This is a genomic window from Pseudomonas sp. S2_C03 (assembly GCF_054668405.1).
Window position 1 is genome coordinate 163676 of the sequence record NZ_CP162766.1, and the last position, 23704, is coordinate 187379.

General features: G+C 60.2%; 23 protein-coding genes and 1 pseudogene. 9 read left to right on the forward strand and 15 right to left on the reverse strand.

The genetic code is table 11. The features are described 5' to 3' along the window. Positions 1 to 27: 27 nt before the first annotated feature. From AB4N64_RS00810 to AB4N64_RS00825, 4 genes are all read right to left on the reverse strand, one after another. Positions 28 to 1155: an NAD(P)/FAD-dependent oxidoreductase gene (locus AB4N64_RS00810; RefSeq protein ID WP_460121124.1), complete on the reverse strand. Its 1128-nt coding sequence runs from the start codon at positions 1153 to 1155 to the stop codon at positions 28 to 30. 150 nt (positions 1156 to 1305) lie between these two features. Next, the gene (locus AB4N64_RS00815) at positions 1306 to 2259 is read right to left on the reverse strand and encodes an ornithine cyclodeaminase family protein (RefSeq protein ID WP_460121126.1); all 954 of its coding nucleotides are present in this window, start codon (positions 2257 to 2259) and stop codon (positions 1306 to 1308) included. Between the two features lie 123 nt (positions 2260 to 2382). Then, a complete protein-coding gene (gene rhlB / locus AB4N64_RS00820) occupies positions 2383 to 3870 on the reverse strand; it encodes an ATP-dependent RNA helicase RhlB (RefSeq protein ID WP_460121129.1) in 1488 nt (495 codons plus the stop codon). A gap of 88 nt (positions 3871 to 3958) precedes the next feature. Then, positions 3959 to 4615 (reverse strand): alpha/beta hydrolase, encoded by a 657-nt coding sequence (locus AB4N64_RS00825; RefSeq protein ID WP_460121131.1) that lies wholly within the window; start codon positions 4613 to 4615, stop codon positions 3959 to 3961. 468 nt (positions 4616 to 5083) lie between these two features. On the opposite strand from AB4N64_RS00825, the gene AB4N64_RS00830 reads away from it, so the two are divergent. From AB4N64_RS00830 to AB4N64_RS00845, 4 genes are all read left to right on the forward strand, one after another. Continuing rightward, positions 5084 to 6115 (forward strand): amino acid ABC transporter substrate-binding protein, encoded by a 1032-nt coding sequence (locus tag AB4N64_RS00830; protein WP_460121133.1) that lies wholly within the window; start codon positions 5084 to 5086, stop codon positions 6113 to 6115. 65 nt (positions 6116 to 6180) lie between these two features. Next, complete coding sequence (locus AB4N64_RS00835; protein ID WP_460121136.1) at positions 6181 to 7362, forward strand: amino acid ABC transporter permease; 1182 nt, start codon at positions 6181 to 6183, stop codon at positions 7360 to 7362. A 10-nt stretch (positions 7363 to 7372) separates the two neighbouring features. Then, a complete protein-coding gene (locus tag AB4N64_RS00840; RefSeq protein ID WP_460121138.1) occupies positions 7373 to 8470 on the forward strand; it encodes an amino acid ABC transporter permease in 1098 nt (365 codons plus the stop codon). 27 nt (positions 8471 to 8497) lie between these two features. Further along, positions 8498 to 9262, forward strand: a complete 765-nt coding sequence (locus tag AB4N64_RS00845) for an amino acid ABC transporter ATP-binding protein (RefSeq protein WP_003178331.1) — start codon at positions 8498 to 8500, stop codon at positions 9260 to 9262. 185 nt (positions 9263 to 9447) lie between these two features. Here AB4N64_RS00845 and AB4N64_RS00850 read toward each other — a convergent pair whose 3' ends face one another. The 3 genes from AB4N64_RS00850 to AB4N64_RS00860 form a co-directional block, all read right to left on the reverse strand. Next, the gene (locus AB4N64_RS00850; protein WP_460121141.1) at positions 9448 to 9930 is read right to left on the reverse strand and encodes a type II toxin-antitoxin system MqsA family antitoxin; all 483 of its coding nucleotides are present in this window, start codon (positions 9928 to 9930) and stop codon (positions 9448 to 9450) included. Then, positions 9927 to 10238 (reverse strand): type II toxin-antitoxin system MqsR family toxin, encoded by a 312-nt coding sequence (locus AB4N64_RS00855; protein WP_460121143.1) that lies wholly within the window; start codon positions 10236 to 10238, stop codon positions 9927 to 9929. Before AB4N64_RS00855 ends, AB4N64_RS00850 begins: the two co-directional genes overlap by 4 nt. A gap of 179 nt (positions 10239 to 10417) precedes the next feature. Further along, complete coding sequence (locus AB4N64_RS00860; protein ID WP_460121145.1) at positions 10418 to 10768, reverse strand: S8 family serine peptidase; 351 nt, start codon at positions 10766 to 10768, stop codon at positions 10418 to 10420. Positions 10769 to 10823: 55 nt separating this feature from the next. On the opposite strand from AB4N64_RS00860, the gene AB4N64_RS00865 reads away from it, so the two are divergent. The 3 genes from AB4N64_RS00865 (at position 10824) to AB4N64_RS00875 (ending at position 13686) form a co-directional block, all read left to right on the forward strand. Further along, complete coding sequence (locus AB4N64_RS00865) at positions 10824 to 11324, forward strand: hypothetical protein (RefSeq protein WP_460121147.1); 501 nt, start codon at positions 10824 to 10826, stop codon at positions 11322 to 11324. A 405-nt stretch (positions 11325 to 11729) separates the two neighbouring features. After that, positions 11730 to 12389: a FadR/GntR family transcriptional regulator gene (locus tag AB4N64_RS00870; protein WP_460121149.1), complete on the forward strand. Its 660-nt coding sequence runs from the start codon at positions 11730 to 11732 to the stop codon at positions 12387 to 12389. Beyond that, a complete protein-coding gene (locus AB4N64_RS00875) occupies positions 12379 to 13686 on the forward strand; it encodes a CynX/NimT family MFS transporter (protein ID WP_460121151.1) in 1308 nt (435 codons plus the stop codon). The genes AB4N64_RS00870 and AB4N64_RS00875 overlap by 11 nt, the downstream gene beginning before the upstream one ends. A gap of 1 nt (position 13687) precedes the next feature. Here AB4N64_RS00875 and AB4N64_RS00880 read toward each other — a convergent pair whose 3' ends face one another. The 8 genes and pseudogenes from AB4N64_RS00880 to AB4N64_RS00915 all read right to left on the reverse strand — a co-directional run bounded on the left by AB4N64_RS00880 (position 13688) and on the right by AB4N64_RS00915 (position 21571). Next, positions 13688 to 14338 carry a DUF1120 domain-containing protein gene (locus AB4N64_RS00880; protein ID WP_460121152.1) on the reverse strand — a complete coding sequence of 217 codons (651 nt, stop codon included), beginning with the start codon at positions 14336 to 14338 and terminating at the stop codon, positions 13688 to 13690. A gap of 57 nt (positions 14339 to 14395) precedes the next feature. Continuing rightward, positions 14396 to 15016 carry a DUF1120 domain-containing protein gene (locus tag AB4N64_RS00885; RefSeq protein ID WP_460121154.1) on the reverse strand — a complete coding sequence of 207 codons (621 nt, stop codon included), beginning with the start codon at positions 15014 to 15016 and terminating at the stop codon, positions 14396 to 14398. A gap of 80 nt (positions 15017 to 15096) precedes the next feature. Then, positions 15097 to 16239 carry a DUF1120 domain-containing protein gene (locus AB4N64_RS00890; protein ID WP_460121156.1) on the reverse strand — a complete coding sequence of 381 codons (1143 nt, stop codon included), beginning with the start codon at positions 16237 to 16239 and terminating at the stop codon, positions 15097 to 15099. A 10-nt stretch (positions 16240 to 16249) separates the two neighbouring features. Further along, positions 16250 to 18714 (reverse strand): annotated as a pseudogene (locus tag AB4N64_RS00895) (fimbria/pilus outer membrane usher protein). A 126-nt stretch (positions 18715 to 18840) separates the two neighbouring features. Then, complete coding sequence (locus AB4N64_RS00900) at positions 18841 to 19551, reverse strand: fimbria/pilus chaperone family protein (protein ID WP_460121157.1); 711 nt, start codon at positions 19549 to 19551, stop codon at positions 18841 to 18843. 47 nt (positions 19552 to 19598) lie between these two features. Then, a complete protein-coding gene (locus AB4N64_RS00905) occupies positions 19599 to 20228 on the reverse strand; it encodes a DUF1120 domain-containing protein (RefSeq protein ID WP_460121159.1) in 630 nt (209 codons plus the stop codon). Positions 20229 to 20305: 77 nt separating this feature from the next. After that, positions 20306 to 20932, reverse strand: coding sequence for a DUF1120 domain-containing protein (locus AB4N64_RS00910; RefSeq protein WP_460121161.1), 627 nt, complete (start codon positions 20930 to 20932; stop codon positions 20306 to 20308). An 18-nt stretch (positions 20933 to 20950) separates the two neighbouring features. Next, the gene (locus tag AB4N64_RS00915; RefSeq protein ID WP_460121163.1) at positions 20951 to 21571 is read right to left on the reverse strand and encodes a DUF1120 domain-containing protein; all 621 of its coding nucleotides are present in this window, start codon (positions 21569 to 21571) and stop codon (positions 20951 to 20953) included. A gap of 679 nt (positions 21572 to 22250) precedes the next feature. Here AB4N64_RS00915 and AB4N64_RS00920 point away from each other — a divergent pair. Together AB4N64_RS00920 and AB4N64_RS00925 are read left to right on the forward strand one after the other, a co-directional pair. Beyond that, positions 22251 to 22895 carry a response regulator gene (locus tag AB4N64_RS00920; RefSeq protein ID WP_460121165.1) on the forward strand — a complete coding sequence of 215 codons (645 nt, stop codon included), beginning with the start codon at positions 22251 to 22253 and terminating at the stop codon, positions 22893 to 22895. A 114-nt stretch (positions 22896 to 23009) separates the two neighbouring features. Further along, positions 23010 to 23630, forward strand: a complete 621-nt coding sequence (locus tag AB4N64_RS00925; protein ID WP_460121167.1) for a DUF1120 domain-containing protein — start codon at positions 23010 to 23012, stop codon at positions 23628 to 23630. The last annotated feature ends 74 nt before the right edge of the window (positions 23631 to 23704 follow it).

Consider the following 23704-nt stretch of genomic DNA (forward strand, 5'->3'; position numbering starts at 1 on the left):
AGGTCGGCACGTCACGGCGAACGCCGATCAGCCCAGGCGAGCGGGCGAGAGCATCCCGGCCTCCAGGCCGAACCGCGTGAGCGTCTGCGGTAACGCCTCGCCGCGCACCAGGGCCGCGCTGGCCTGGCCCATGGCGGGTGAAGTCTGGATGCCGTAACCACCTTGCGCTGCGACCCAGAACAGCCCTGGCACCTCGGGGTCGAAACCCGAGACCAGATCGCCGTCGGCGACGAAGCTGCGCAGGCCGGCCCAGGTGCGGGTCGGGCGGCGAATGGTCAGGGTGGTGGCTTCTTCGATCTGGTAGATGCCCATGGCGATGTCCAGCTCTTCGGGCTGCACGTCGTGCGGCTCCACCGGGTCGGCGTTGGCCGGGGAGCCGAGGAACATCCCGGCATCGGGCTTCATGTAGAACGATTCGTCGAGGCTGACCAGCATCGGCCAATGGTGGCTGTCCACGCCTTCGGGGCCGGCAAAGATGAAGGCCGCGCGGCGCTTGGGTTGGAGGCCCAGGGGGTGGGCGCCCGCCAGTTTACCGATCTTGTCGGCCCAGGCACCGGCGGCATTGATGATGATGGGCGCGCTGAAGGTCTGGTTGCCGGTGTGTACCTGCCACATGCCTTCGGCATCGCGGGCCAGGTCCAGGACTTCCATGTCGATATGCACTTGGCCCTGGTTGCGCCGAATACCGCGCAGATAGCCCTGATGCAGGGCATCGGTGTCGATGTCGCTGGCGGTTGGGTCGTAGATTGCGCCGTGGACTTTCTCCCGGCGCAGGATGGGCAGGCGGGCGCAGGCTTCTTCGGCGCTGAGCAACTGCATCTCAGGCACGGTGGCCCTGGCGCTCAGGTACTGATTGTTCAGCTCGGCCGGATCGCCGGTGAAGTCCACGGTCATCTCGCCGCGCGGAGTCAATAGCGGGTGCTCGCAGAAGCCGGCAGGTGGGGCGTCGAAGAAATCACGACTGGCCAGGGTCAACGCCCGCACCTGCGGGGTGCCATAGGCAGCGGTGAACAACGCGGCGGAACGTCCGGTGGAGTGATAGGCCGGATGGGATTCGCGTTCGAGCACAATCACGCGTCCGTGCTGCGACAGCCAGAAACCGGTGGAAGCACCGGCAATCCCGCCGCCGATGATGATGAAGTCTGCGTGGCTCATGTGGGTCTCCTGAATGGGCCGCAATGCCATGAATGTCTGTGAACCGAACCTCTGTAGGAGCGAGCTTGCTCGCGATGGCGGTGTGTCAGATACCCCCATTGGTGGCTGAAACACCGCCATCGCGAGCGAGCCCGCTCCCACAGTTGGGGATCAGTGTTGTTGCTGGAGTTGGTACAGGGCATTGGCCAGCGCAATGTCTTCCAGGCCCAACCCGATCGAGCGGAAAAACACAGGGCGCTGGTAATCGGGGCGCGGGACCTTGCCGCTGAGCAAGTCCGGCAGATCACCCACGATCCGCGCCGAATCCCAGCCATGTCGTTCGCCCGCAATCAACATCTCCCCGGCTGAACCCGGCGTGGTCAGGCGATAGTCACAGAACACCTGCATGTCATTCAGGCTTTGCGGCGGTACTTCATGGGCGCGCGGTGCGTTGGTGCTGATGGAGGTGATCAGCGCCGGCTTGCTCAAGGTTGACGGGTCGATGACAGGACCCGCTGATGAGGTGCACAACAGGATCACGTCGGCGTCGTCGATGGCCGCTTCGCGGCTGTCGGCCAGGGTCAGGCGTGGGTCAAGACCCTTTATAAGCGCCAGCTCCTCTCTGGTGCAGTCGTTCAAGCCCGGCGAATAGATGCGGATGTCCCTCCAGTCGCGCAGGCCTTTGACATAGTGCACGTGAGCCTGGGCCACCTTGCCGCTGCCGATGATCGCCAGGCGTTGCGCATTCGACGCGGCAAGCGCTTCGACGGCCACGGCCGTGGTCGCGGCGGTGCGCGCTGTGGTCAGTTCGCCAGCATCGCACAGCAACAGCGGTTGGCCGGTCCGCATCGACATCAGCAACGTCCAGGCCGTTACCAGTGCGCCCTGCTCACGCACGATGTAGGGCGAGGTTTTCACCCCATAGACGCCATCCTCGGCCAGCACGCCTAAATAGTTGATGAAGTCGCCGGCACCCTTTGGAAACTCCACCAGTTGCTGCGCTGGTTGCACAGCCTGCCCGGCAGCCAGGTCACGGAACAGTTTGCGCAGGATCTGTGGCACATCGATTTGCGCCAACAGTTCGCGAGCCTGAGGTTGGTTGATCACGTAGGGGGTGCTGGACATGGGCGGCTCCGGGTGCGAATAAACTAATTTGTCTATTATGGACTTTTAAATATGTCTCGCAATGTCCGGGCGAAAAAAAAGCGCAGTCCGTCTCCGGCTGCGCCTTCTCTTGCACACCATCCGTTAAGGACGTTTGCGCTCGACCGCACGTAACAGATGGGTCGGCGGTGTTTCACAGCTGATCTTTTTACCCAGCAGCGCTTCGATGGACGGTAGCTGGTACGAATCGTCTTCGCCGGCAAAGCTGATCGACACGCCGTCAGCGCCGGCGCGACCCGTACGGCCGATGCGGTGCACGTAATCGTCCGGGACTTCCGGCAGGGTGAAGTTGATCACGTGGCTGATGCCATCGATGTGAATGCCGCGACCGGCAACATCGGTTGCGACCAATACGCGAATCTTGCCTTCGCGAAAGCCTTCCAGGGTTTTGATGCGCTTGTGCTGCGGCACATCGCCGGACAGTTGCGCCGCGTTGATGCCATCGCGTACCAGGCGTTCTTCAATGCGACGGACTTCGTCCTTGCGGTTGGCAAACACGATGACCCGTTCCCAACCGTTGTCGTTGACCAGGTTGTAAAGCAGTTTGTATTTATCGGCACCCGCCACCGCATAGATGTGCTGTTCGACGTTTTCATTGGCCACGTTGGTGACTTCGATTTCGACGATCGCCGGGTCGGTGGTCCATTGCTTGGCCAGGTTCATCACGTCATCGGTGAAGGTCGCCGAGAACAGCAGGGTCTGGCGTTCGGATTTCGGAGGCGTCTGGCGAATGATCTGGCGCACTTGCGGAATGAAACCCATGTCGAGCATGCGGTCGGCTTCGTCCAGCACCATGACTTCGACCATGTCCAGGTGCACATCGCCGCGCTGGTTGAAGTCCAGCAGGCGGCCCGGGGTGGCCACGAGGATGTCGCAGTGGCGGGCTTCGAGGTGCTTGAGTTGCTTGTCGAAATCCATGCCGCCCACGAACGTCATGACGTTGAGGCCGGTGTACTTGGTCAGGTCCGCGGCGTCCTTGGCAATCTGCACCACCAGTTCGCGGGTGGGCGCGATGATCAGTGCCCGCGGCTCGCCCATGTAGCGCTCTTTCGGCGGCGGGGTTTGCAGCAACTGGGTGATGATCGAAATCAGGAACGCTGCCGTTTTACCTGTACCCGTCTGGGCGCGGCCGATGGCGTCTTTACCTGCCAGGGTGAAACCCAGGACCTGCGCCTGGATAGGCGTGCAGTAGGGGAAACCGAGATCCTGGATGGCGTGCATCAGCTCCGGCGCGAGCTTGAAATCGTGGAAGCGGGTTTTGCCTTCCTGAGGCTCGACGACGAAGTCCTCGAGCTTCCAGGGAATGACCGGCGCCTTGGGCTTGGGCTCGCGGCGTGGTTTTGCAGGCTTCGCGGGTTCGCTGTGCGGTGCCTTGGCGTGAGTGGTTTCGGCGGTGGCGATGGCCGGCGCGGACTTTGGTGCGCGTTTTGCGGTCGCTTCGGCGACGTCCCGTTCAGGCTGCTGACCTTCGCTGCGCTGTGCAGTGGCGTGGGGCGCGGCGCTGGAGGTGGGGGCGAGCTGCTCAGCCTCGCTTTTACCGAACATTTTCTTGAGTGCTTTGAGCACGGTCATCTCATCAATAGGTTAAGTGCCGGCCAGTGTAATGCAAGAAACGGGCGCGGCGTAGTGGGAGGGATCAATGGGCCGTGTGAGGCCGCCGTTAACGCAGGCGCTCGGCCAGCCAGACACCGACGTCGCGAATCTCCTCGGGTAACACTTCGTGCCCCATTGGGTATTCCTGCCATGTCACGGTGACACCATGCTGCTTCAAATATTCGTAGGCGCTGCGCCCCATGGCGTTTTGCACCACGTCATCGTACTGGCCGTGCAGGCAGATCACCGGGATACGCTGTTGGCTCGCGCAGAGCTGCAGTTCGTCACTGAACGTGGGTGCATAGGTGGAGAGGGCAAGTACGCCCCCCAAGGGGCCCTGCCATTTCAGAAACGCGGTGTGTAACACCACGGCGCCACCCTGGGAAAAACCTGCCAGGAAGATCCGAGAGGCGTCTATTCCGCTGGCACGCTGTGTCTCGATCAGCTCGATAACCCGATCCGCCGAGGCTTCCAGTTGCTCACGGCTGATGGCTCGCGCCGGGCTCATGGCCAGGATGTCGTACCAGCTCGGCATCTCGTAGCCACCGTTGATGGTGACAGCGCGGGTGGGGGCCTGTGGCAGAACGAAACGTGTGCTCAGCAGGCTTTCCTGCAAGGCTTCGGCCACCGGCAGGAAGTCGAAGCGGTCGGCCCCCAGGCCGTGCAGCCAGATGACGCAGGCGTCCGGGGTCCTGACGGGTTCAAGTATCAACGGCTCGCTCATGGCTGCTCCAATTGTGTGCGTGCGCTCTTAATGAGTGCGTGATCTGAGTGCGTACCGGGTTGATCAGTTACGAAGATGTCGCAAGGCTGAAAGTTTCGCTATTGACCTGTCGGTGAAGTGCCCCGACGAGCGGTCTGGTACGGCGTTTGCTAAGAGGTTGTTCGTAAGATTAATCCCACGCCTGTCGGTAACACTATCAGGCCATTGTTCCTGGTGGGATAGCAATAAATCCGGTGATGGATGTTCGCCAGTGGCCGACTCGGGCTTAGCGAACGTGAAAGGGCTACAGCCCGTTCGGCCGACTGGTGAGAAGTGAGTGATCCATTCGGTGGATTTTCTCCTACTAGACTCATAGCGCGGTCTCTACGTCGGTTGATCCCAAAAGAAGCCAACACGGGTCAACAACGCCTCAAAAGGGTGCGACAGGAATCACGCTCCGACACAACAAGAGCAAAACTGGAGGTTTGAATGAAGATGTTGAAATCCACCCTGGCCGTCGTGACTGCAGCCGCAGTGCTTGGCGTCAGCGGGTTCGCTCAGGCGGGTGCAACCCTGGATGCAGTGCAGAAGAAAGGTTTCGTGCAGTGTGGCGTCAGCGATGGTCTGCCAGGCTTCTCGGTTCCTGATTCCACCGGCAAGATCGTTGGTATCGACGCTGACGTCTGCCGCGCCGTGGCCGCAGCTGTATTTGGCGATGCGACCAAGGTCAAGTTCAGCCAGTTGAACGCCAAGGAGCGCTTCACCGCGCTGCAATCGGGCGAAATCGACATCCTGTCGCGCAACACCACCATGACCAGCTCCCGCGACGCGGGCATGGGCCTGAAATTCCCGGGCTTCATTACCTACTACGATGGCATCGGCTTCCTGGCCAACCAGAAACTGGGCGTGAAAAGTGCCAAGGAACTGGATGGCGCGACCGTCTGCATCCAGGCCGGTACCACGACCGAGCTGAACGTTTCCGACTACTTCCGCGCCAACGGCCTGAAGTACACCCCGATCACTTTCGACACCTCCGATGAAAGCGCCAAGTCGCTGGAATCCGGTCGTTGCGACGTGCTGACCTCCGACAAGTCCCAGCTGTTCGCTCAACGCAGCAAGCTGGCTGCGCCGAAGGACTACGTGGTTCTGCCGGAAACCATTTCCAAGGAGCCGCTGGGCCCGGTCGTGCGTAATGGCGACGACGAGTGGCTGGCCATCGTGCGCTGGGTTGGCTACGCCATGCTCAACGCTGAAGAGGCAGGCGTCACCTCGAAAAACGTTGAAGCTGAAGCCAAGTCCACCAAGAACCCGGACGTCGCTCGTCTGCTGGGTGCTGACGGTGAATACGGCAAAGACCTGAAAGTGAAGAAAGACTGGGTCGTGCAGATCGTCAAGCAAGTCGGTAACTACGGTGAAGTGTTCGAGAAAAACCTCGGCAAGAGCACTCCGCTGGAAATCGACCGCGGGCTGAACGCCTTGTGGAACGCTGGCGGCATTCAGTACGCACCACCAGTGCGCTAATGGTTCTATCACCCGGCAGGCCAACTGCCGGGTGATGTTCTGTTCCATTCTTTGCGGGGCACTTCATGCAAAATTCAATCGGCGCACCAAAGCAGAGGCTCAGCCTCAGCGATCCAAAAGTGCGTGCGTGGCTCTTCCAGATCATCACCATTGTCGCGGTGGTCTCGATGGGCTGGTACCTGTTCGACAACACCCAGACCAACCTTCAGCACCGGGGCATCACCTCCGGTTTTGACTTTCTGGAGCGCAGTGCCGGTTTCGGCATCGCCCAGCACCTGATCGACTACACCGAAGCGGACAGCTATGCCCGGGTGTTTGTCATCGGCCTGCTCAATACCTTGCTGGTGAGCTTCATCGGCGTGGTGCTGGCCACTATTCTCGGCTTCATCATCGGCGTGGCGCGCCTTTCCAAGAACTGGATCATCGCCAAGCTGGCGACCGTCTACGTCGAGATCTTCCGTAACATCCCGCCGCTGTTGCAAATCCTGTTTTGGTATTTCGCGGTTTTCCTGACCATGCCAGGCCCGCGTAACAGCCACAATTTCGGCGACACCTTCTTTGTCAGCAGCCGTGGCCTGAACATGCCGGGCGCTGTGGTCGCTGACGGTTTATGGCCGTTCCTGGCAAGCATCGTGGTCGCGATCGTCGCCATCGTGCTGATGAGCCGCTGGGCCAACAAACGGTTCAATGAAACCGGTGAGCCATTCCACAAGTTCTGGGTCGGCCTGGCGTTGTTCCTGGTGATCCCGGCCTTGTGCACCCTGGTTTTTGGCGCACCTGTGCATTGGGAGATGCCTGTACTCAAGGGCTTCAACTTCGTCGGCGGGTGGGTGTTGATCCCGGAACTGCTGGCACTGACCCTTGCACTGACCGTGTACACCGCGGCGTTCATCGCCGAAATCGTGCGCTCGGGCATCAAGTCGGTCAGCCATGGCCAGACCGAAGCGGCTCACTCGCTCGGCCTGCGCAACGGCCCGACCCTGCGCAAGGTGATCATCCCGCAAGCCCTGCGCGTGATCATTCCACCGCTGACCAGCCAGTACTTGAACCTGGTGAAGAACTCGTCGTTGGCCGCCGGTATCGGTTATCCGGAAATGGTGTCGCTGTTCGCCGGCACCGTGCTGAACCAGACCGGTCAGGCGATCGAAGTGATTGCCATCACCATGAGCGTCTACCTGGCGATCAGCATCAGCATTTCCCTGCTGATGAACTGGTACAACAAGCGCATTGCGCTGATCGAGCGGTAAGGAAAAGCGCATGAGTACTCATACTTTCAAACCTGACATGCCACCACCGAGCAGTAGCATCGGTATCGTGGCGTGGATGCGCGCGAACATGTTCTCCAGTTGGCTCAATACCCTGCTGACCCTGTTCGCGTTCTACCTCATATACCTTGTGGTTCCACCGATCCTGCAGTGGGCGATCATCGACGCCAACTGGGTCGGCACCACTCGTGCGGACTGCACCAAGGAGGGCGCCTGCTGGGTGTTCATCCAGCAGCGTATTGGCCAGTTCATGTACGGCTACTACCCGCCGGAACTGCGCTGGCGCGTGGACCTGACCGTATGGTTGGCGGTCCTCGGCGCAGCACCGCTGTTCATCTCGCGCTTCCCGCGCAAAGCGGTGTACGGCCTGTGCTTCCTGGTGCTGTACCCGATCATCGCCTGGTGCCTGCTGCATGGTGGCGTGTTTGGCCTGCAACAAGTGGCAACGAGCCAGTGGGGCGGCCTGATGCTGACCCTGGTCATCGCCACGGTGGGTATCGCCGGTGCGTTGCCGCTGGGGATTGTCCTGGCGCTGGGGCGACGTTCCAACATGCCGGCCATTCGTGTGGTCTGCGTGACCTTCATCGAGTTCTGGCGTGGCGTGCCGTTGATCACGGTGCTGTTCATGTCCTCGGTGATGCTGCCGTTGTTCCTGCCCGAAGGCATGAACTTCGACAAACTGCTGCGGGCATTGATCGGCGTGATCCTGTTCCAGTCGGCCTATGTGGCCGAAGTGGTGCGCGGGGGCCTGCAAGCGATTCCCAAGGGGCAGTACGAAGCGGCTGCGGCGATGGGCCTGGGTTACTGGCGCAGCATGGGCCTGGTGATTCTGCCGCAAGCCCTGAAGCTGGTGATCCCCGGCATCGTCAACACCTTCATTGCACTGTTCAAGGACACAAGCCTGGTGATCATCATCGGCCTGTTCGACCTGCTCAACAGTGTCAAGCAAGCCGCCGCCGATCCGAAATGGCTGGGCATGGCCACTGAAGGCTACGTGTTCGCCGCTCTGGTGTTCTGGATTTTCTGTTTTGGTATGTCGCGCTATTCCATGCATCTGGAACGCAAGCTCGACACAGGCCACAAGCGCTAAGTCGCTACCTATTTAGGAAGTTTTCTGATGAGCGAAGCAATCAAACAGCCTGTGAGCCCTGAAGGCATTATTCAGATGCAGGGCGTCAACAAGTGGTACGGTCAGTTCCACGTGTTGAAAGACATCAACCTGAACGTCAAGCAGGGCGAGCGTATCGTCCTGTGCGGCCCTTCGGGTTCGGGCAAGTCCACCACCATCCGCTGCCTCAACCGTCTGGAAGAGCACCAGCAGGGCCGCATCGTCGTTGATGGCGTGGAATTGACCAATGACCTCAAGCAGATCGAAGCGATCCGCCGTGAAGTCGGCATGGTGTTCCAGCACTTCAACCTGTTCCCGCACCTGACCATTTTGCAGAACTGCACCCTGGCGCCGATGTGGGTCCGCAAGATGCCCAAGCGCAAGGCCGAGGAAATCGCCATGCACTACCTGGAGCGCGTACGCATTCCGGAGCAGGCGCACAAGTATCCGGGGCAACTGTCCGGTGGTCAGCAGCAGCGTGTGGCGATCGCTCGTGCGCTGTGCATGAAGCCGAAAATCATGCTGTTCGACGAACCGACCTCGGCCCTCGACCCGGAAATGGTGAAAGAAGTACTGGACACCATGATCGGCCTGGCTGAAGACGGCATGACCATGCTCTGCGTGACCCACGAAATGGGCTTTGCCCGCACCGTGGCCAACCGCGTGATCTTCATGGACAAGGGCGAAATCGTCGAACAGGCCGCGCCGAACGACTTCTTCGACAACCCGCAGAACGACCGCACCAAACTGTTCCTGAGCCAGATCCTGCATTGATTGGCTTCAGGCACTGAAATGAACCCGGACTTGTTCCGGGTTTTTTGTTCTCCCTGTAGGAGCGAGCATGTCGAGGCGTCGAACCGTCGCGATGTTCGTCAACGATAACGTGGGCTGTCTGTATTCCAGCGGTGGCCGGGCTACCATCGCGAGCATGCTCGCTCCTACAGTACAGATACGGGGTTTCAGGAATCCGCCAGGATTTCGTGCGCTTCATGCGTAACACGTTTGAAACCGCGAAAGTCCGCACCCTCGGCCAACACTTTCGCATCGCTGAGCAAATGCGGGTAGCGATCGAGCAGCCGCATCAGCAGTATCAACGTCCTGGGGGCGGTGATCTCGCCGCGCTCATAGCGGGAAAACGCGTTGTGCCCGCCCCCGGAAAGCAGTTCCACCGCTTGCTTTTGCGTCAGGTTGAGTTTGCGGCGGATACGCTTCATCTCCTCGCCGATCATCTGGCGGCCGGCGATGATCAGTTCATCACCTGCAATCGAATAGCGCTCAGCGGAGTCGCTATCGAAGATGGCATCCCCGCATTTCTGGCATTCCCAACCACAAAGGTTGTCGAGCCGACGCTCCATGCCTTTGACGCTCTTGATGATTGTGCGGCCCTCGAAGCGTGTCATCCCCTCAGGCGCTCCGCAGGAATAGCATTGCTCTGTTTTCATGTGTTTTTCTCCTTGAAGGAGATCACCGGAGCCTTACCGTTTGAACGATAGGTAACCTTTACGTAGATCTCCATTCCACCAGAATGGGTGTGATAGACGTCCTGCCAGGTTCGGTGATCTGCATAGGTAGTCATCGACTTGTACAACATGCTGCGGTCCAGATCGAAAACGGTTTGCTGCATCTCGCTGAGCGTAAAGCCCAGGTCCTCAGCGCTCTCATGCGCTGCCCTGGTAAACCCGTTCCTTCCAAGCCGCCTGACATCCGCCTTGATCACATCCAAGTCGTAATGGGGTGTGTTCTTTTCCATAAGAAACGTAAACCCTGTCCTTGAAACTACCCTCAAAGGGTAATTTTGACTAATCGAAAATACCGCTCGTTTTGCCTCCTTGTGACCCTAGGTGTTTGCCTTCCTACGCGAAGCTGATTACCCCGTCAGGCGATTGCTCGACTGATAGGGCGCGACGCCCAGAGCCCTGTCGGAAATGTTCAGCCAACCTGTTCCTGCTTGCGCTTGATCGCGATCTGCACGGCGCGCAAGGCATTAAGACGGCCATGGCCGTAGTAGTGGCTGTGACCGTCCTGATCGTATTGACCCAGGGGGCCATCGTCGGCGTGGCCGATTTTGTCGCAGCATTCGGCGAGAATCCGGCGAACCGACTCGCGATCCAGCGCCGGGTTGGCGCTCAGTATCAGGGCCGCCACACCGGCCGCGCCTGGGCAGGCACTGGAGGTGCCACTGAACGTTTCGATGAAGGCTGGGTGGGTGGTATCGGCGAATTCGCCGGACAGATCCGTGGCGTTCGAGGGCGTTTTTCGGCCTCGGGCCTGACGCGGCATTACGTCGGTCGAAGTTTCGTGCGCCGACGATCTTGGCTGTGCCGGCGAACTCGGGATGGTCAATGTCGAAGGCATCGTCAATGATCGCGATGACGACGCCTTCACCTTGAGCCAATGCATGGGCAGCCTCGACATTGGCGCTGGCATCGATCTCGAATTGGTAACTGACGACGGTTTTTTTCAAATGCCACTGGTTGTGATGGATCGCCCGTCGTTGGCCCTGACGCAGCATTTCCGGGTGGCAATACTCGACGTCCCGGCGCTCGAGCAATTGTCGAGAGAACGAGCACACTTGCGTGCCATGATTGTCCTGATGATGAACGAAGAAAGCGTTTGTCGCGTAGGGCGCCACGTGTTTGATCTGCAGATTCAGTGCCGCGAGGATTTCCAGGCATCGCGCGGGCGCCAGCTCATCGATGAACTTCAGGAACATGTTTTCGGTGTAGAGAATCGGTTCCCGGGTGAGAGGGTTCACCAGTACGCTGCCGGCGAAACGTACGTCGGGCAACTCGCGCAGCATGGCTTTGCGCAGGGTGGCATCGGCCTGATCCGGTAATTTGTAAACCTGCACCTGCGCATCTTCCACGTCGAACAGCAGCTCACTGCCAGCCAACGCATGGTGGGCGGCTTCACGGCACAGTGTTGAAGCCAGAGTAACCCCAGCCTCAGCGCGCACAGCCAGCAGTTGCCGGTCCTTTTCGAGAAAAAACGAACGGCTGTTCTTTGTGCCGAAATTGACTTCTTCCATCGGTTTCTTCCATCCGTTGTCGGGGGAGCGAGCCATGTCACCCGTTCCGAAGTCCGAAGTCTGCCGCCGCTCTACCGGGGGGGATGTAGGTCGTCGCTCCTCGGGTGGGTGGGAAACGGCCTCTGAGCGAGGCGAAAAGGAGTTGCCGCGATGTCAGAAGCTGACTAGCATGTCAAAAAATTCATCCTATGATTGGACGAAAGCAAACTTTCCATGTCTGAAATTCTTCCGATAATCAAACGCTCCCTCGTCGACCAAGCCCTGGAGCGACTGCGGCTGCGCATAACCGAGGGCGTGTGGACCGTGGGCCAGCGCCTGCCTACCGAGCCTGAGCTGTCCGCCGAACTGGGCGTCAGCCGTAACACCGTGCGCGAAGCCATGCGGGTGCTCGCGTTTTCTGGGTTGATCGAGATTCGCCAGGGTGACGGCAGCTACCTGCGGGCAGTGGTCGATCCATTGGACACCGTGAAAGCCTTGTCGCGCTGCTCCCAGGAGCAGGCACGCGAGACCCGGCACATCCTTGAAGTGGAAGCGATCGGCCTGGCGGCCTTGCGTCGCACCGACGCAGACCTGTTGGCGTTGCGCGAGGCGCTGGGCGTGAGCGGCAGTCACTACCACGGCGATCTCGACACCTACATCGCCTGTGACCTGGTGTTCCATCGCCTCCTGGTGGACGCCGCGCATAACCCGACCCTTAGCGAGTTGTACCGTTATTTTTCCAGTGTCGTCGGCGCGCAATTGCGCCACTGCCTGAACATCTCCCCGCGCCGCCAGGAAGTGTTCGACCTGCACATCGAACTGCTCGATGCCGTGGAACAACGTGACCCGGAACGGGCAAAAGCGCTGTCGAGGCAGTTGATCAATGAACCTTGAAACCGAGAAAACCATGTCCAGCCGCAACACCCAAGGCACCGAAGCCAAACGCTCGGCCGAGCTCGATGAATTACTGATCGACGCCGAGGCCGATGATGAGCAGGTCCAACAGAGCCATCCGCTGCTGCGTCGTCCGTGGCTGTTGCTGCTGGGCCTGATTCTGGTGGCGTTGAACTTGCGTCCGGCGCTGTCGAGCATGGCGCCGATGCTCAGCGACGTGTCGAAGTCCCTGGGGTTGTCCGCGGCGCAGGCCGGTCTGCTGACCACGTTGCCGGTTCTCTGCCTGGGTTTGTTCGCGCCGCTGGCACCGGTGCTGGCGCGCCGCTTTGGTGCGGAGCGTGTCGTGCTGGGCATTCTCCTGACGCTGGCGGGCGGGATCGTGCTGCGCAGTTCCTTCGGGGCCATCGGCCTGTTCAGCGGCAGCGTGCTGGCCGGTGCCAGTATCGGCATCATTGGTGTGCTGCTGCCGGGCATCGTCAAGCGCGACTTCCCGAAGCAGGCCGGGACCATGACCGGCGTCTACACCATGGCCCTGTGCCTGGGCGCGGCCATGGCGGCGGGCGCGACCGTCCCGTTGAGCGAGCACTTCGATAAAAGCTGGGCCCTTGGCCTGGGCTTCTGGGTGGTCCCGGCGCTGGTGGCCGGTTTGTTCTGGTTGCCGCAAGTCGGTCAGAGACAGGGCGCCCACAACGTTGCTTATCGAGTGCGCGGTTTGTTGCGCGATCGACTGGCCTGGCAGGTTACGGCTTACATGGGGCTGCAATCGTCCCTGGCGTACATTGTGTTCGGGTGGCTGCCGTCGATCCTGATGGGTCGCGGCCTGACCCCGACCCAGGCGGGCCTGGTGCTGTCGGGCTCGGTCATCATTCAGCTGATCAGCTCCCTGACGGCCCCTTGGTTGGCCACTCGTGGCAGGGATCAACGCCCGGCTATCGTGATCGTCATGCTGATGACGCTCGGCGGTTTGTTCGGTTGCCTTTACGCGCCGATCGAAGGCCTGTGGGGTTGGGCGATTCTGCTGGGTCTGGGGCAGGGTGCGACCTTCAGCCTGGCGCTGACGCTGATCGTGCTGCGCTCGCGTGATTCCCATGTGGCGGCGAACCTGTCGAGCATGGCCCAGGGCTTCGGTTATACCCTGGCGTCCCTGGGCCCGTTCGCGGTCGGCATCGTCCACGACTGGACCGGCGGCTGGAGCGCCGTCGGTTGGATCTTTGGCGTGATCGGCCTTGGTGCAATCGTCGCGGGCCTCGGGGCCGGGCGTTCGCTGTACGTCCAGGTGACCAGCGAAAAAGTCTGACTCACAGGTAGACCACATCCAGCGTCGCCGAACCGTCGAGCTGGATGTCGGCGCTCACGTCCAGTTCGGACGTCGGGGAAATGACGGTTTCGACGGTCACCCGGCTGCTCAGGTTCTGAATCGCAATCGGTCCGGCGCTGCTACCGGCCACGTCTGTGAACCCGAGGTAACTTCTGGCGCCCACCGGTATTGGTCGGCTGCTCGACGTGCTCCAGGCCATGCCGCCGGTGGTGGAGTCGGTGCGAAAGACCTGCGCCAGTTCATCTGCTACGGTCTGGGTTGGATCGAAGTTCAGCGAGTACAGGCCAATCTTGTTGCCGCTGATGTCGTGACTCAGCCCATAGTAAATCTCGCTGTTGACGATGGCGGAGCCGTCGCGATTGTCGCGCATCACCAGGGCAAAGCGTGCCGGACCATTGCACTGGAGGGTGAATTCGAGGGTCTTGTCGCGCAGCTGCGTTCGCTTGTCGACGCTCAGGTCCTTGTATGAAATCTTTCCGTAATCAACGAGGCCGTTGTTTGAAAGGCCTGGCGTGCACGCGATGGGCGTTATCCGGCCCTTGACGCTCAGGTCTACGGTGGAGGCGGCGAGGGCCTCAGGGATGTTAATCAGGAGCAATGTGGCCCAGAGTGCGGCGAGATGGCGTGTCATGTTCATGTTGTCCTTTTCGTTGGCCGGGTGTCAGTGCCCAGGGCCAACTCGGTTGGGTCAGAGGTATTTCATTTCCAGCGTGGCCGCCCCGTCGATGCTGACTTCATTGCTCAGGTCGAGGTTGTTCGCAGGCGAGATGGACGCACCGATGACCAATTCCATGTCCAGGTCTTTAACGAGGATCGGTTGGCTTAAATCTGCTTTGTCGGCGACCGATACGTAATAACCTGGGGTCCAGAACAAATGACCGACCCAGCCCGCCTGGCCATCCTCTGATTTGATCGCCTGTACCGACTGGCCGTCAGCGACCGCGCTGGACATGCCCAGCAAGTACCGTCCAATGTTCTGGGTGTCGTTGATTTTCCCGAGGCCGAATGCCGTGCTCAGATCGCTGGAGCCTGCGCGGTTGTCGATGCCTTGGAGAGCGAAACGGGTAGCGGCGTCGCAATTGACACTCAGGTTTACAGTGCGTGGCTCAAGGTTCGTGCTGGTGGTCGGGTTCAGGTCTTTGGCCGAAATCTTGCCGTAGTCGACATTGCCGCTCCCGGACAGGCTCGGCGAGCAGGCATTGGGTGTGATGGTGCCAGTGACCGCCAGGTCGGTGCTTGAGACTGCCAGGGCAAGGGGCACGATACTGGCAAAGGCGAAAGCGGACAGGGCTGCAAGGTATTTCTTCATCTTTATCTCTCTCTTTTCAGGTTGTTTTCCCGACGTGCCCAAGGCCTTTTACCCTGGGTTTGGCAGGTTGGGGGCTGGTGCTACAGGTAAATGATCTCGATCGTTCCCGCGCCATCCAGATCGATGACGTGGCTCAGGTCCAGGCTGTCGGTAGGCGCGATCACGGCGTTGACGGTCACGCGGGTGCTCAGGTTCTGGATCATCGCCGGCCCCGTGCTGCGACCGGCGGTGTCGGAGAAGCTCAGGTAAGTGTTTTTGGCCAGGGCAATCGGGTTTGCACTGGCGCTGCTCCATGCCACACCGGCACTGTTGGAGTCGGTGCGATACAGACGAGCGAAGCTGTCGGCGGCGGCGTTGGCCGGGTCGATGTTGACTGAGTAATGGCCGATCCTGTTGTTGCGCGTATCAAGGCCGAGGCCGTAGGACGCGTCGCCGTCGACGGTTGCCGAACCGGCACGGTTGTCGTGCATGATCAAGGCAAAGGCCGTGGGCGCATCGCAACCCACGCGCAACAGTAACGAGCGAGGTGCCAGGAGCGTGGGCTGGGTGGCATTCAGGTCATTGATGGTCAGGTTGCCGAAGTCGACCACGCCACCATTGGACAGCGCCGGCTCGCACGCGGCCGGCGCGAAGCGCGCACGCAATGTCGCCTCGCGGCTGGTCCCGGCGGCGATCGCGTCAAACACGCCGGTCGTCTCCCAGGCCAGTGCATCACGGACCTGCATACCGTGTTCCTGCACCCAGGCGGATAGCTCGAGTTGGGCCGAGAAGGTGCTCCCCCGCGCCGGTACGCCAGACAGCAGCGGAACAACCCCATGATCGGGTCGCCAGATCAGTTGCGAGGCGGTTTGCGCGGGTGGTTGGCCGGCACCGGCAATCAATCCGAGTTCAACTGACTGACCGTCCAACACCCCATCGCGAATCCGGATCTGATAACTGCCCCGGTCGGCGAAATGGAAACGCTGGTTGGTGGCCGCCATGGCCCGGTAAAACAGGCTCATGTCGACGGGCGCTGGACAATTGAGGGTCAGGCTCAATCGACGGTCGCCCAGGTGGCGCTCCTGTGCGATGCCAGGGCGAATCGCTCGGTTCATCAGGCCGTAATCGAGCACCGGCTGGCTGAGGGTGAGTTGACAGTTCTCGGCCGACGCCGAGGCCAGAGGCGTGAACCCGCTCAATGCCAAGGGGGCAAGCAGGACGAGTAGGGAGCGGGACAGGTTCATGCAGTCATCCTCAAAGTGCTCGGCACTTGGCAGGGGCGGTTTCGTAGTACGCATTGGTGTCGGCGTGCTCTGGAAGCTCGAACTGCAACTCGCACGGTTCCAGCCCCGGCGCCTTGATAAACAGCGTGCGGGTGTCGAGGACGTTGGGCAGGAACACCAGGCCACCCTCCTGCACCAGCGTCACGAATTCTCCCTCCTGGTTGTTCACGGAGGCGCCGCGAGGCAAGGGGGCACCGTTGACGGTGGTGACCTTGAGCAGGGCACGGCGGGTGAGGGTTACGCCGAACTCGACCCTGTCGACAGCGCCGCGCCCGGCGGAAATCACCGCCAAACCGTTGTTGATGTCGGCGTTGCGCGGCAGCGTCTTGGTGTCGACTTCTACCGGGCTCTTGCCATAGGCCGAGACTTGCGGGATCACGGCCTGGCCCTGCCAGTCGGTCCACACCGGCCCGCTGGGGGTCGACACTTTGATGGCGCCCATGTCGGCGACCGAGAGCAGCGCAAAGGTGTCGCTGATCGAATAGGGCGACAGTGTCACGCCGCCGCCATGGACCACGGCGCCGCCGCGAGCACTGGCCTGATAGCTGGTACGCTCGGCATCGCTGCGCGTGTAGTTGACGTCCAGTTGGGTATAGCGCGGCAGGAGCGAGACTCCGGCAGTGGACTGGACTTGCCTGTCACGGGAGTCGTGTTCGACGCCGACGCGATAGGCCAGTTGATCGTTGACTTGTTCACTCAAACCGACGCCGCTGCGGTATTCACCCCCGAACTTCGCACCCAGGTCCGTGCTCGCCGGTTTTCACCCAGGGGGATGCTGAGGTTCACGTAGACGCTGTCGTCGTTGCGGTCAGCGCCGCTGACTTGCCATTCGGCGGTCGCCGAGACCGAGACGCCAGCGAGGGTGGTGCCCCAGGACGCGAGGGCGCGACTGGTGCCCTGGCCGTCGAACGAGTTCGACTGGCTGAAGCCGCCACTGAATGCGCCCAGCCAGGGGTGCGCCCACGAAAGAGAAATGTTCTGCCGGTCGCGATAGCGCGAGTTCCGGTCGTCGGGGGTGGTATCGAACACCGCCTCTTCCAGTTCCCGATAACCCAAGGTGCGATAAGAACTGCCCGCGTTGAGCGACCAGCGATCACTTAGACGGTGCGAGGCCATCAAGTCGGCCTGGACGCCTTGGCCGGAATCCTTGCCGGTTGCGTCGGCACTGACCAGCGTGGCTTGGACGTGGGTTTGCGGGGAGACCAGCAGCCCCAGGCCGGCACCCGCCGCGCGGTAGTCGGCTGCACCGGTCAGGCCACCGCTGATCTGCACCTGCGAATGCAACGCACCGCTCCAGCCACCGCTGATGACCCAGGGTTCCTCGCCTTTTTCGTTCCCCACTCGGCGCACCTGTCCCGCCGCCAGCGAAAATCCGGGCGCAGGTAATCCAACACCGAGCATCGCCGCTGGCACGATAAAACTTCGTTCGCTGCCGTCGATCTCCTTGACGGTGACTTCCACGTCGGAGCGGCTGTTGAGCCGCCGGACGTTGTCCAGTGCAAACGGGCCGGCGGGCACCACGGTGGAGTAGATCAGCGCACCGTTCTGCCGCACTTCGACCTGCGCCTGACTATTGGCTATCCCCTGGATTACCCCGCCTTGCCCCTCGACTTGCAAGGCTTGCTCGTTAAGCACTTGCAGGCCGGTGATCTGCGCGCCTGTCAGGATCGGGTTGTAGAGATTGATCTGGCCTGCCTGAAACACCGCCTGATGGCTGGCGAAAGTTCGTTGTGCGTAGGCGGCGATGTGGGTGGTGCGCGACACATCGTCCTGCCAGGTTTGTACCTGACGGCTGCGTACGATCCAGTCGCCGGCATTGAAACCCACTTCGGTATTGGCCGAGGCGTAGCGACTGGAGTCGTCGCCATAGCGGCTGTGTTGGCCGGTCACGTCATAGTTGAGCAAGGCCGCGAAGCCACCGGTCTGGTAGCCGGATACGTCAAGGACGACAGGGCGAATGGCGTCGGTGGGAACGATCAGGGCCAACGCCAGATTAGCCGGGTCCTGTTCGATGGCAGTCTGCGGTGAGGTGCCTAGAAAGTCATAGCAGCGGCCGTCGTCGAGGGTGCGCTCGGGCACATTCAGGTTGGCCTTGTCGAGCAGGGGGCGATCGAAGCACAGTGCGCCCTGGCGGTCGAACGTAATGTCAACCCGCCCCTGGCGCTGCCCATTGACGCTGAGGGTCACCGAATGCCGACCTGCGGCGAAACGGGGCGCCTGCATCAGCAAGGTCGCCAAGGCTGGATCGATGCCGCGTTGGCGCAAGGTGTTGGTGTCGAACGATGCCAGCAACAGGTCATCACCGCGGGCGTCGAGCATCATCAGCGCATTGACCACCAACACGGCCGCGGCAGCCCTGAGCGCGGACAAAATAGGGCGAGTGTGGCGAACGACGGGCACGGCTTCGCCATCACGGCATACAGATACTGTGTTCATGGGATTCACTTGGGTTATGCCGGCCTGCCTCTTACGCTGAGGTCAGGCACGCGAGTGGCAACGGCTCAGGGCCGTCGCCAGGACACTTCGGCGCTCTTCGTTCCTTCTTCGCGCAGTCAGTGGGTTTCAGGATTCGAGTGGGGCCTCGAAGTGCGGTACGGCAAAACCGTAGACCGTGGCCGGCTGTATCCGCACGCGGTTTCCACCGGCACCATCGATGGCCACACTCAGCGTTTCACCCGGCAGCACATAAGTGCGCGGGAGCAGCGCTGATCCATTGCCGGGCAGCAGCGTCAGCTCCTGAGCCAGGCGCACGACGTAGGGTGTTGGGTTATGCACGCTGAGCTGATCGTTTTTCAGGCGCCAGGCCAGCCCCGTCCAAGGTGTGCGATTGGGGGCCAGGCCCTTTGGGTGCAAGATCACTGGCAGGTTCTGTCGCACGGTCACACCCACCCGCGCGTGTCCCGCCTCGGCAGGGGGGCGGTCCTGGGGCATGCCTTCGAAAATCACCCGCTTGAGGCGTTGGGTCGTCAATGGCGCCGACGATTGCAGGATGAATCGCACCAGTTGACTCTTGGCTGGCTCGACCCGGGCCAATGGCGGCGTGACGAACAGCAGCGACTCCTTATCCTCGGGGATGTCTTCGAGTGTGACATGCAACAAGGCCAGCGTTGCGTCGGTATTGGTCACCGAGACGGAGGCTTCGCCATCGGCTTCGTTCACGATGACCACAGACGTGTCGGGCACCATGCCATCCGCCAGAACATGGCCGCAGAACAGGAAGGCGAGGGTGCTGATACACCGTTTAAGGCTCGAAATGCCCTTGGATAATTTCATGGTCAAACCCTGTATGAGAGAGGGACGCAAAACAAGAGTTGGCATGGCTAGAGGTACCTGAGGTCGAGCACGATGGCGCCGTCCAGCGGCACCTCCTGATTCAGGGTCAGGAAGCTCGCGGCGTTGATGGAAGTGTTGATGTGCAGCGTGGCCGTCAGTAGGCGATGGGGTTCCGGTACCAGCGTGCCGGGCCTGGCGAAGCCCATGTAGTTGTTTGGGTAGACATTGGTTTCCGGGAACCAGGTCAAGCCCTGATTGCTCGACGCGAGCACCAGTGCCGGACCTCCGTCAGCCACCGCATTGCGCAGCGCCAGACTCACCGCGCCCAGACGTTCGTCGGGGGCATGGACGTTCCATCCCAGGCCGTAATAAAACCCCGGTCCCAGTGATGAGTCTTCGCGGTTATCGCGGCCCACCAGCACAAACAGCAGGGCTTCGTTGCAACTCACGTGAAGCTCCAGCTGGCGGCTGGGCAAGGGGCTCAGCTCGTATTGATTCAGGCTGCGCGCCGGCACCATGCCGTGGTCGACAATACCGCCGTCCGACAACAGGACGTCGCAGGCATTGGGCGTGATGTGGCCCACGACGTTCAGTTCAACCTCGGACGCGGCAATCGCCTCTGGCCTGAAACCCAGCAGGCAGAAGACGGCGAACAGGTGTGAAATCGCATGTTTCATAACGGTCTGAAATCCTTGTCAGCTCGATGCAGAGAAGAGCGGCCAGGGGACTGAGCCGCTCTCGATCCGTCGGTGGGTTACAGGTAGCGCACGGTCAGGGTGACGGAGCCATCGATGGCGACTTCGTTGGTCAGGGTGAGTGAGTTGGTGGGAGCGATTCGCGGCGAGATGTAGAGGTCGGAAGTCCACGTCTGGAAAGGAATCGGCGCCACGGTAGCGGTGTCGGTCACCGTCAGGATGTTGTCAGTGGCAAGATCACGAGCAAGACCCCAGGTCGAGCCGCTATCGTAGGACTCGATCGTTCTCACTGTTGCACCATCGGCAATCGGCGCCACCAATCTCATGCTCATGGCTCCCAGCTTTTCGTTGCCGTTGATGAGTCCCAGGCCGAACTCCAACGAATCATTAGGGATGTAGGACGAGCCGGCGCGGTTGTCCTTGGCTTCAACTGCTGCCAGGGTAGCGGCGTCGCAAGTCAGAGCCAGCTGTAATGTTTTGGTATCGAGGTATGTCGCCTTATCCGCATTCAAATCCTTCGCCGAAATCTTGCCGTAATCCACCAGCCCCCCTTGGGACAAGGTCGGCTCGCAGGCACTCGGGGTAATGATGCCGGTTACGGTCAGGTCGACGCTCGAGGCGGCGAAAGTGCTGGCGCTGGCGGTGAGCAACATGGCGACGAGCAGGGTATTGAGTGTCTTTTTCATTGTGAGCCTCCAGGAATATCAGTAAGTGATTTGCATCGTGACGTGACCGTCGATGGGCAGTTCATCGAGCAGGGTCAGGTCAGTCGCAGGCGCGATAATGGTGTTGGCCCGCAGGCGAGCACTCAGATGTTGCAAGGCAATGGGCGTGTGCGGATCGCCCGGGGTGGCAAACGCGGTCAGGGCGGCGTGGCCCAGATAGGAGGAGGGCCCCCAACTGGCGCCGTTGTTACGCGACATGATGGTCACCACCGGGTTGCTGTCGGCCTGCGGTTCGAATATGCCGAAGCCGACGCTGCCGAGGTTTTGATCATCGTTGACCGTTCCCAGACCGTGGTAAGCCGCAATGACGGCCGAAGTACCGGCGCGGTTGTCGATCGTTGTCAGGGTGAAGAGCGTGGGGCCTTCACAGTCGACCTGGAGTTGTAGATCCCCGGGGGGCAAACGGGTCGGAAGCTGCTGATCGAGGTTTTTCGAGGTCAGTTTGCCGTGATCGATGATGCCGCCGCCCGACAGCGAGGGTGTGCAGGAACTGGGTGTGATGGTGCCGCTGACACTCAGCTCCGTGGTGCCGGCCGCCAGTACGGCGGGGGCGAACGCCAGCAACAGGGTCGTGGAGATTGCAAAAGAACATCTGTCCATGATGGGTCTTCCTTGTGTGTAAGGGGCATGCCGTTTATGGGCATGACCGGTTGGAGGAGACGGATTTACAGAGGTCTGTTTCGCAACGCAGCTGTCAGCCGGGATAAACGCTTGTACATGTGTTCAGTTCTCCTTGAAGTTCGACGTTGTGAGTGCCCAGTGTGGGCAGCGCGCAATCTAACGGTCGCGGAAACAAGGTGAAATGCAACTAATACGAAAAGTTACGGTTCGCGGACTGAAAGGTTCCTTGGCGGTGCCTCAGTGATTGGAAGATATTTGTTGCCTTAATGGGCGACCATGAGCACTAAACGATTGTTGTTTTCTTGGAAGTGACGGGGTTTCCCTGTGCGCGGGAGTAATTTATCGGCCTGGTTTGGCGGGTGAATTGAAACTAATGCGAGAGAGGAATTGAGAATGTTTAGTGAAAGTTCAGAGCAGTGGAGGTGCAAAATGATCTGCAATTTACAATTTGTATTGTCTCGGGGAGCTGTCTGTAGGCTTTGTGTGTGGTCCAAATAGCCAGGAATTGTAGGGCGGTTCCTTATCTTCCATAGGACAAAGTCCTGTCGCCCGCCTATGCTGGGTCAGGCGAGATTTGGTTGAATTTTGATCGTTGTGATGAGAACGGGACGGCGCTATTTTTCAGATATTCCAGTCATCTAACAGGATAAATCTGACAATGCGCGTAATCATTGCTGACGACCATCCTGTCGTTCGGATCGGCATGCGAATGCTCACCGACCTGAGCGGCACTTGTGTGATTGTGGGAGAAGCCGAGGGGCCGGACAGCCTGTTCAATCTGCTTTCAACCACTTCCTGCGAGCTGTTGATCACCGATTTCTGCATGCCTGGCAATGTGCAGGCCGATGGCTTGCGGATGCTCAGCAGGGTGCGTCGTCGCCATCCGACGACCTCGATCATCCTGGTGACCATGTTCGCCAACGTTACGACTCTGAGAGCTGCGCTGGGTCAAGGCGTCGTGGCGATCGTCGCCAAGGATGCTTCGGCCAAGGAGCTGCCGATGGCAATCCGTGCAGTGAGCGAAGGCCGGCGATTCATCAGTCAGGCCCTTCATGCGGTACTGCTGCAAGCCGATGCGGAAGCCCAGTCGAGTAGTCCCTCTCTGTCAGCCAAAGAGCACGAGGTGGTCAGGATGCTCGCCAGCGGCATGACCGTCAGTGAAATTGCCGAGCATTTCAAACGCAGCGTGTCGACCATCAGCAAACAAAAAAACATGGCCATGCAAAGGTTGGGTATCTCCACGGATGTGGATCTATTTGCCTATGCGCGTGACAGTGGCATGGTGCATCAGATGCGGCTGTAAGTTATTTTACATTTAAGAATCGTATTAATTGTATTTTTTGACGCCAGGCCTTCGCTTATATTTTTATGCGCTGTAAGTGCAAGTAAATAAAGTCTATTCCTGGAGTTGATAAGTATGAACAAGCGTTTCGGTTGTATGGCGATAGGGCTCTTCCTTATCGCGTCGTCCAATGTCTATGCGGCGTCCAGTGTCGACCTTAGAGTGACGGGGAGCATTACCCCAAGTGCCTGCGTGCCACAGCTTTCAAGTAGCGGTTTGATTGATTACGGGAAAGTTTCAGTCAAGGACTTGAGGTGGGACAAGGTCATGCCGGTGCAACGGCTGCAGTTGTCCGTGAACTGTGACGCGGCCACTTTTTTTGCGATAAAAAGCACCGATAACCGGTCAGGCACTGCACACAACAACAGTTCTTCGGCTTTCGGCCTGGGGCTGGGTGTGAACGATCACAAGCTGGGCATGTACAACCTCACAATGGAAAATGCCTTGGCTGACGGTGCGGTGGCGCGTCTGGTTGAATCGGTCGACAGCACCACCTGGTTCCCGGTTTCCGAAGGTCAGGCGTGGCAGCCCACATGGATGAGGACCGCCAACGCATCAGGTCCGGATTATGCTCCTGTCGCCATGCAGACCTTTGAAGCCGATATGGTCGTCGCAACGACCATCGCCCAGTTGAGGAACCTGGCAGCTGAGGTCTCGTTGGACGGCAGCGCAACCCTGGACATCGTCTACCTCTAGGCGACGCGGCAGGTGCCACCATTTTCATGGTGAATGACCATGGTTTTTCCCGCCCTCACGGATTATCGTGCTGG

Bases quoted from the DNA above. Each gene is read 5' to 3' on its own strand.
- AB4N64_RS00855 (WP_460121143.1), bottom strand. From the start codon at position 10,238: ATGGAAAAGAACACACCCCATTACGACTTGGATGTGATCAAGGCGGAT.
- AB4N64_RS00925 (WP_460121167.1), top strand. From the start codon at position 23,010: ATGAACAAGCGTTTCGGTTGTATGGCGATAGGGCTCTTCCTTATCGCG.
- AB4N64_RS00825 (WP_460121131.1), bottom strand. From the start codon at position 4,615: ATGAGCGAGCCGTTGATACTTGAACCCGTCAGGACCCCGGACGCCTGC.
- AB4N64_RS00835 (WP_460121136.1), top strand. From the start codon at position 6,181: ATGCAAAATTCAATCGGCGCACCAAAGCAGAGGCTCAGCCTCAGCGAT.
- AB4N64_RS00810 (WP_460121124.1), bottom strand. From the start codon at position 1,155: ATGAGCCACGCAGACTTCATCATCATCGGCGGCGGGATTGCCGGTGCT.
- AB4N64_RS00870 (WP_460121149.1), top strand. From the start codon at position 11,730: ATGTCTGAAATTCTTCCGATAATCAAACGCTCCCTCGTCGACCAAGCC.
- AB4N64_RS00815 (WP_460121126.1), bottom strand. From the start codon at position 2,259: ATGTCCAGCACCCCCTACGTGATCAACCAACCTCAGGCTCGCGAACTG.
- AB4N64_RS00920 (WP_460121165.1), top strand. From the start codon at position 22,251: ATGCGCGTAATCATTGCTGACGACCATCCTGTCGTTCGGATCGGCATG.
- AB4N64_RS00890 (WP_460121156.1), bottom strand. From the start codon at position 16,239: ATGAACCTGTCCCGCTCCCTACTCGTCCTGCTTGCCCCCTTGGCATTG.
- AB4N64_RS00850 (WP_460121141.1), bottom strand. From the start codon at position 9,930: ATGAAAACAGAGCAATGCTATTCCTGCGGAGCGCCTGAGGGGATGACA.
- AB4N64_RS00875 (WP_460121151.1), top strand. From the start codon at position 12,379: ATGAACCTTGAAACCGAGAAAACCATGTCCAGCCGCAACACCCAAGGC.
- AB4N64_RS00845 (WP_003178331.1), top strand. From the start codon at position 8,498: ATGAGCGAAGCAATCAAACAGCCTGTGAGCCCTGAAGGCATTATTCAG.
- AB4N64_RS00905 (WP_460121159.1), bottom strand. From the start codon at position 20,228: ATGAAACATGCGATTTCACACCTGTTCGCCGTCTTCTGCCTGCTGGGT.
- AB4N64_RS00860 (WP_460121145.1), bottom strand. From the start codon at position 10,768: ATGCCGCGTCAGGCCCGAGGCCGAAAAACGCCCTCGAACGCCACGGAT.
- AB4N64_RS00910 (WP_460121161.1), bottom strand. From the start codon at position 20,932: ATGAAAAAGACACTCAATACCCTGCTCGTCGCCATGTTGCTCACCGCC.
- AB4N64_RS00830 (WP_460121133.1), top strand. From the start codon at position 5,084: ATGAAGATGTTGAAATCCACCCTGGCCGTCGTGACTGCAGCCGCAGTG.
- AB4N64_RS00900 (WP_460121157.1), bottom strand. From the start codon at position 19,551: ATGAAATTATCCAAGGGCATTTCGAGCCTTAAACGGTGTATCAGCACC.
- AB4N64_RS00865 (WP_460121147.1), top strand. From the start codon at position 10,824: ATGGTCAATGTCGAAGGCATCGTCAATGATCGCGATGACGACGCCTTC.
- rhlB (WP_460121129.1), bottom strand. From the start codon at position 3,870: ATGACCGTGCTCAAAGCACTCAAGAAAATGTTCGGTAAAAGCGAGGCT.
- AB4N64_RS00885 (WP_460121154.1), bottom strand. From the start codon at position 15,016: ATGAAGAAATACCTTGCAGCCCTGTCCGCTTTCGCCTTTGCCAGTATC.
- AB4N64_RS00915 (WP_460121163.1), bottom strand. From the start codon at position 21,571: ATGGACAGATGTTCTTTTGCAATCTCCACGACCCTGTTGCTGGCGTTC.
- AB4N64_RS00840 (WP_460121138.1), top strand. From the start codon at position 7,373: ATGAGTACTCATACTTTCAAACCTGACATGCCACCACCGAGCAGTAGC.
- AB4N64_RS00880 (WP_460121152.1), bottom strand. From the start codon at position 14,338: ATGACACGCCATCTCGCCGCACTCTGGGCCACATTGCTCCTGATTAAC.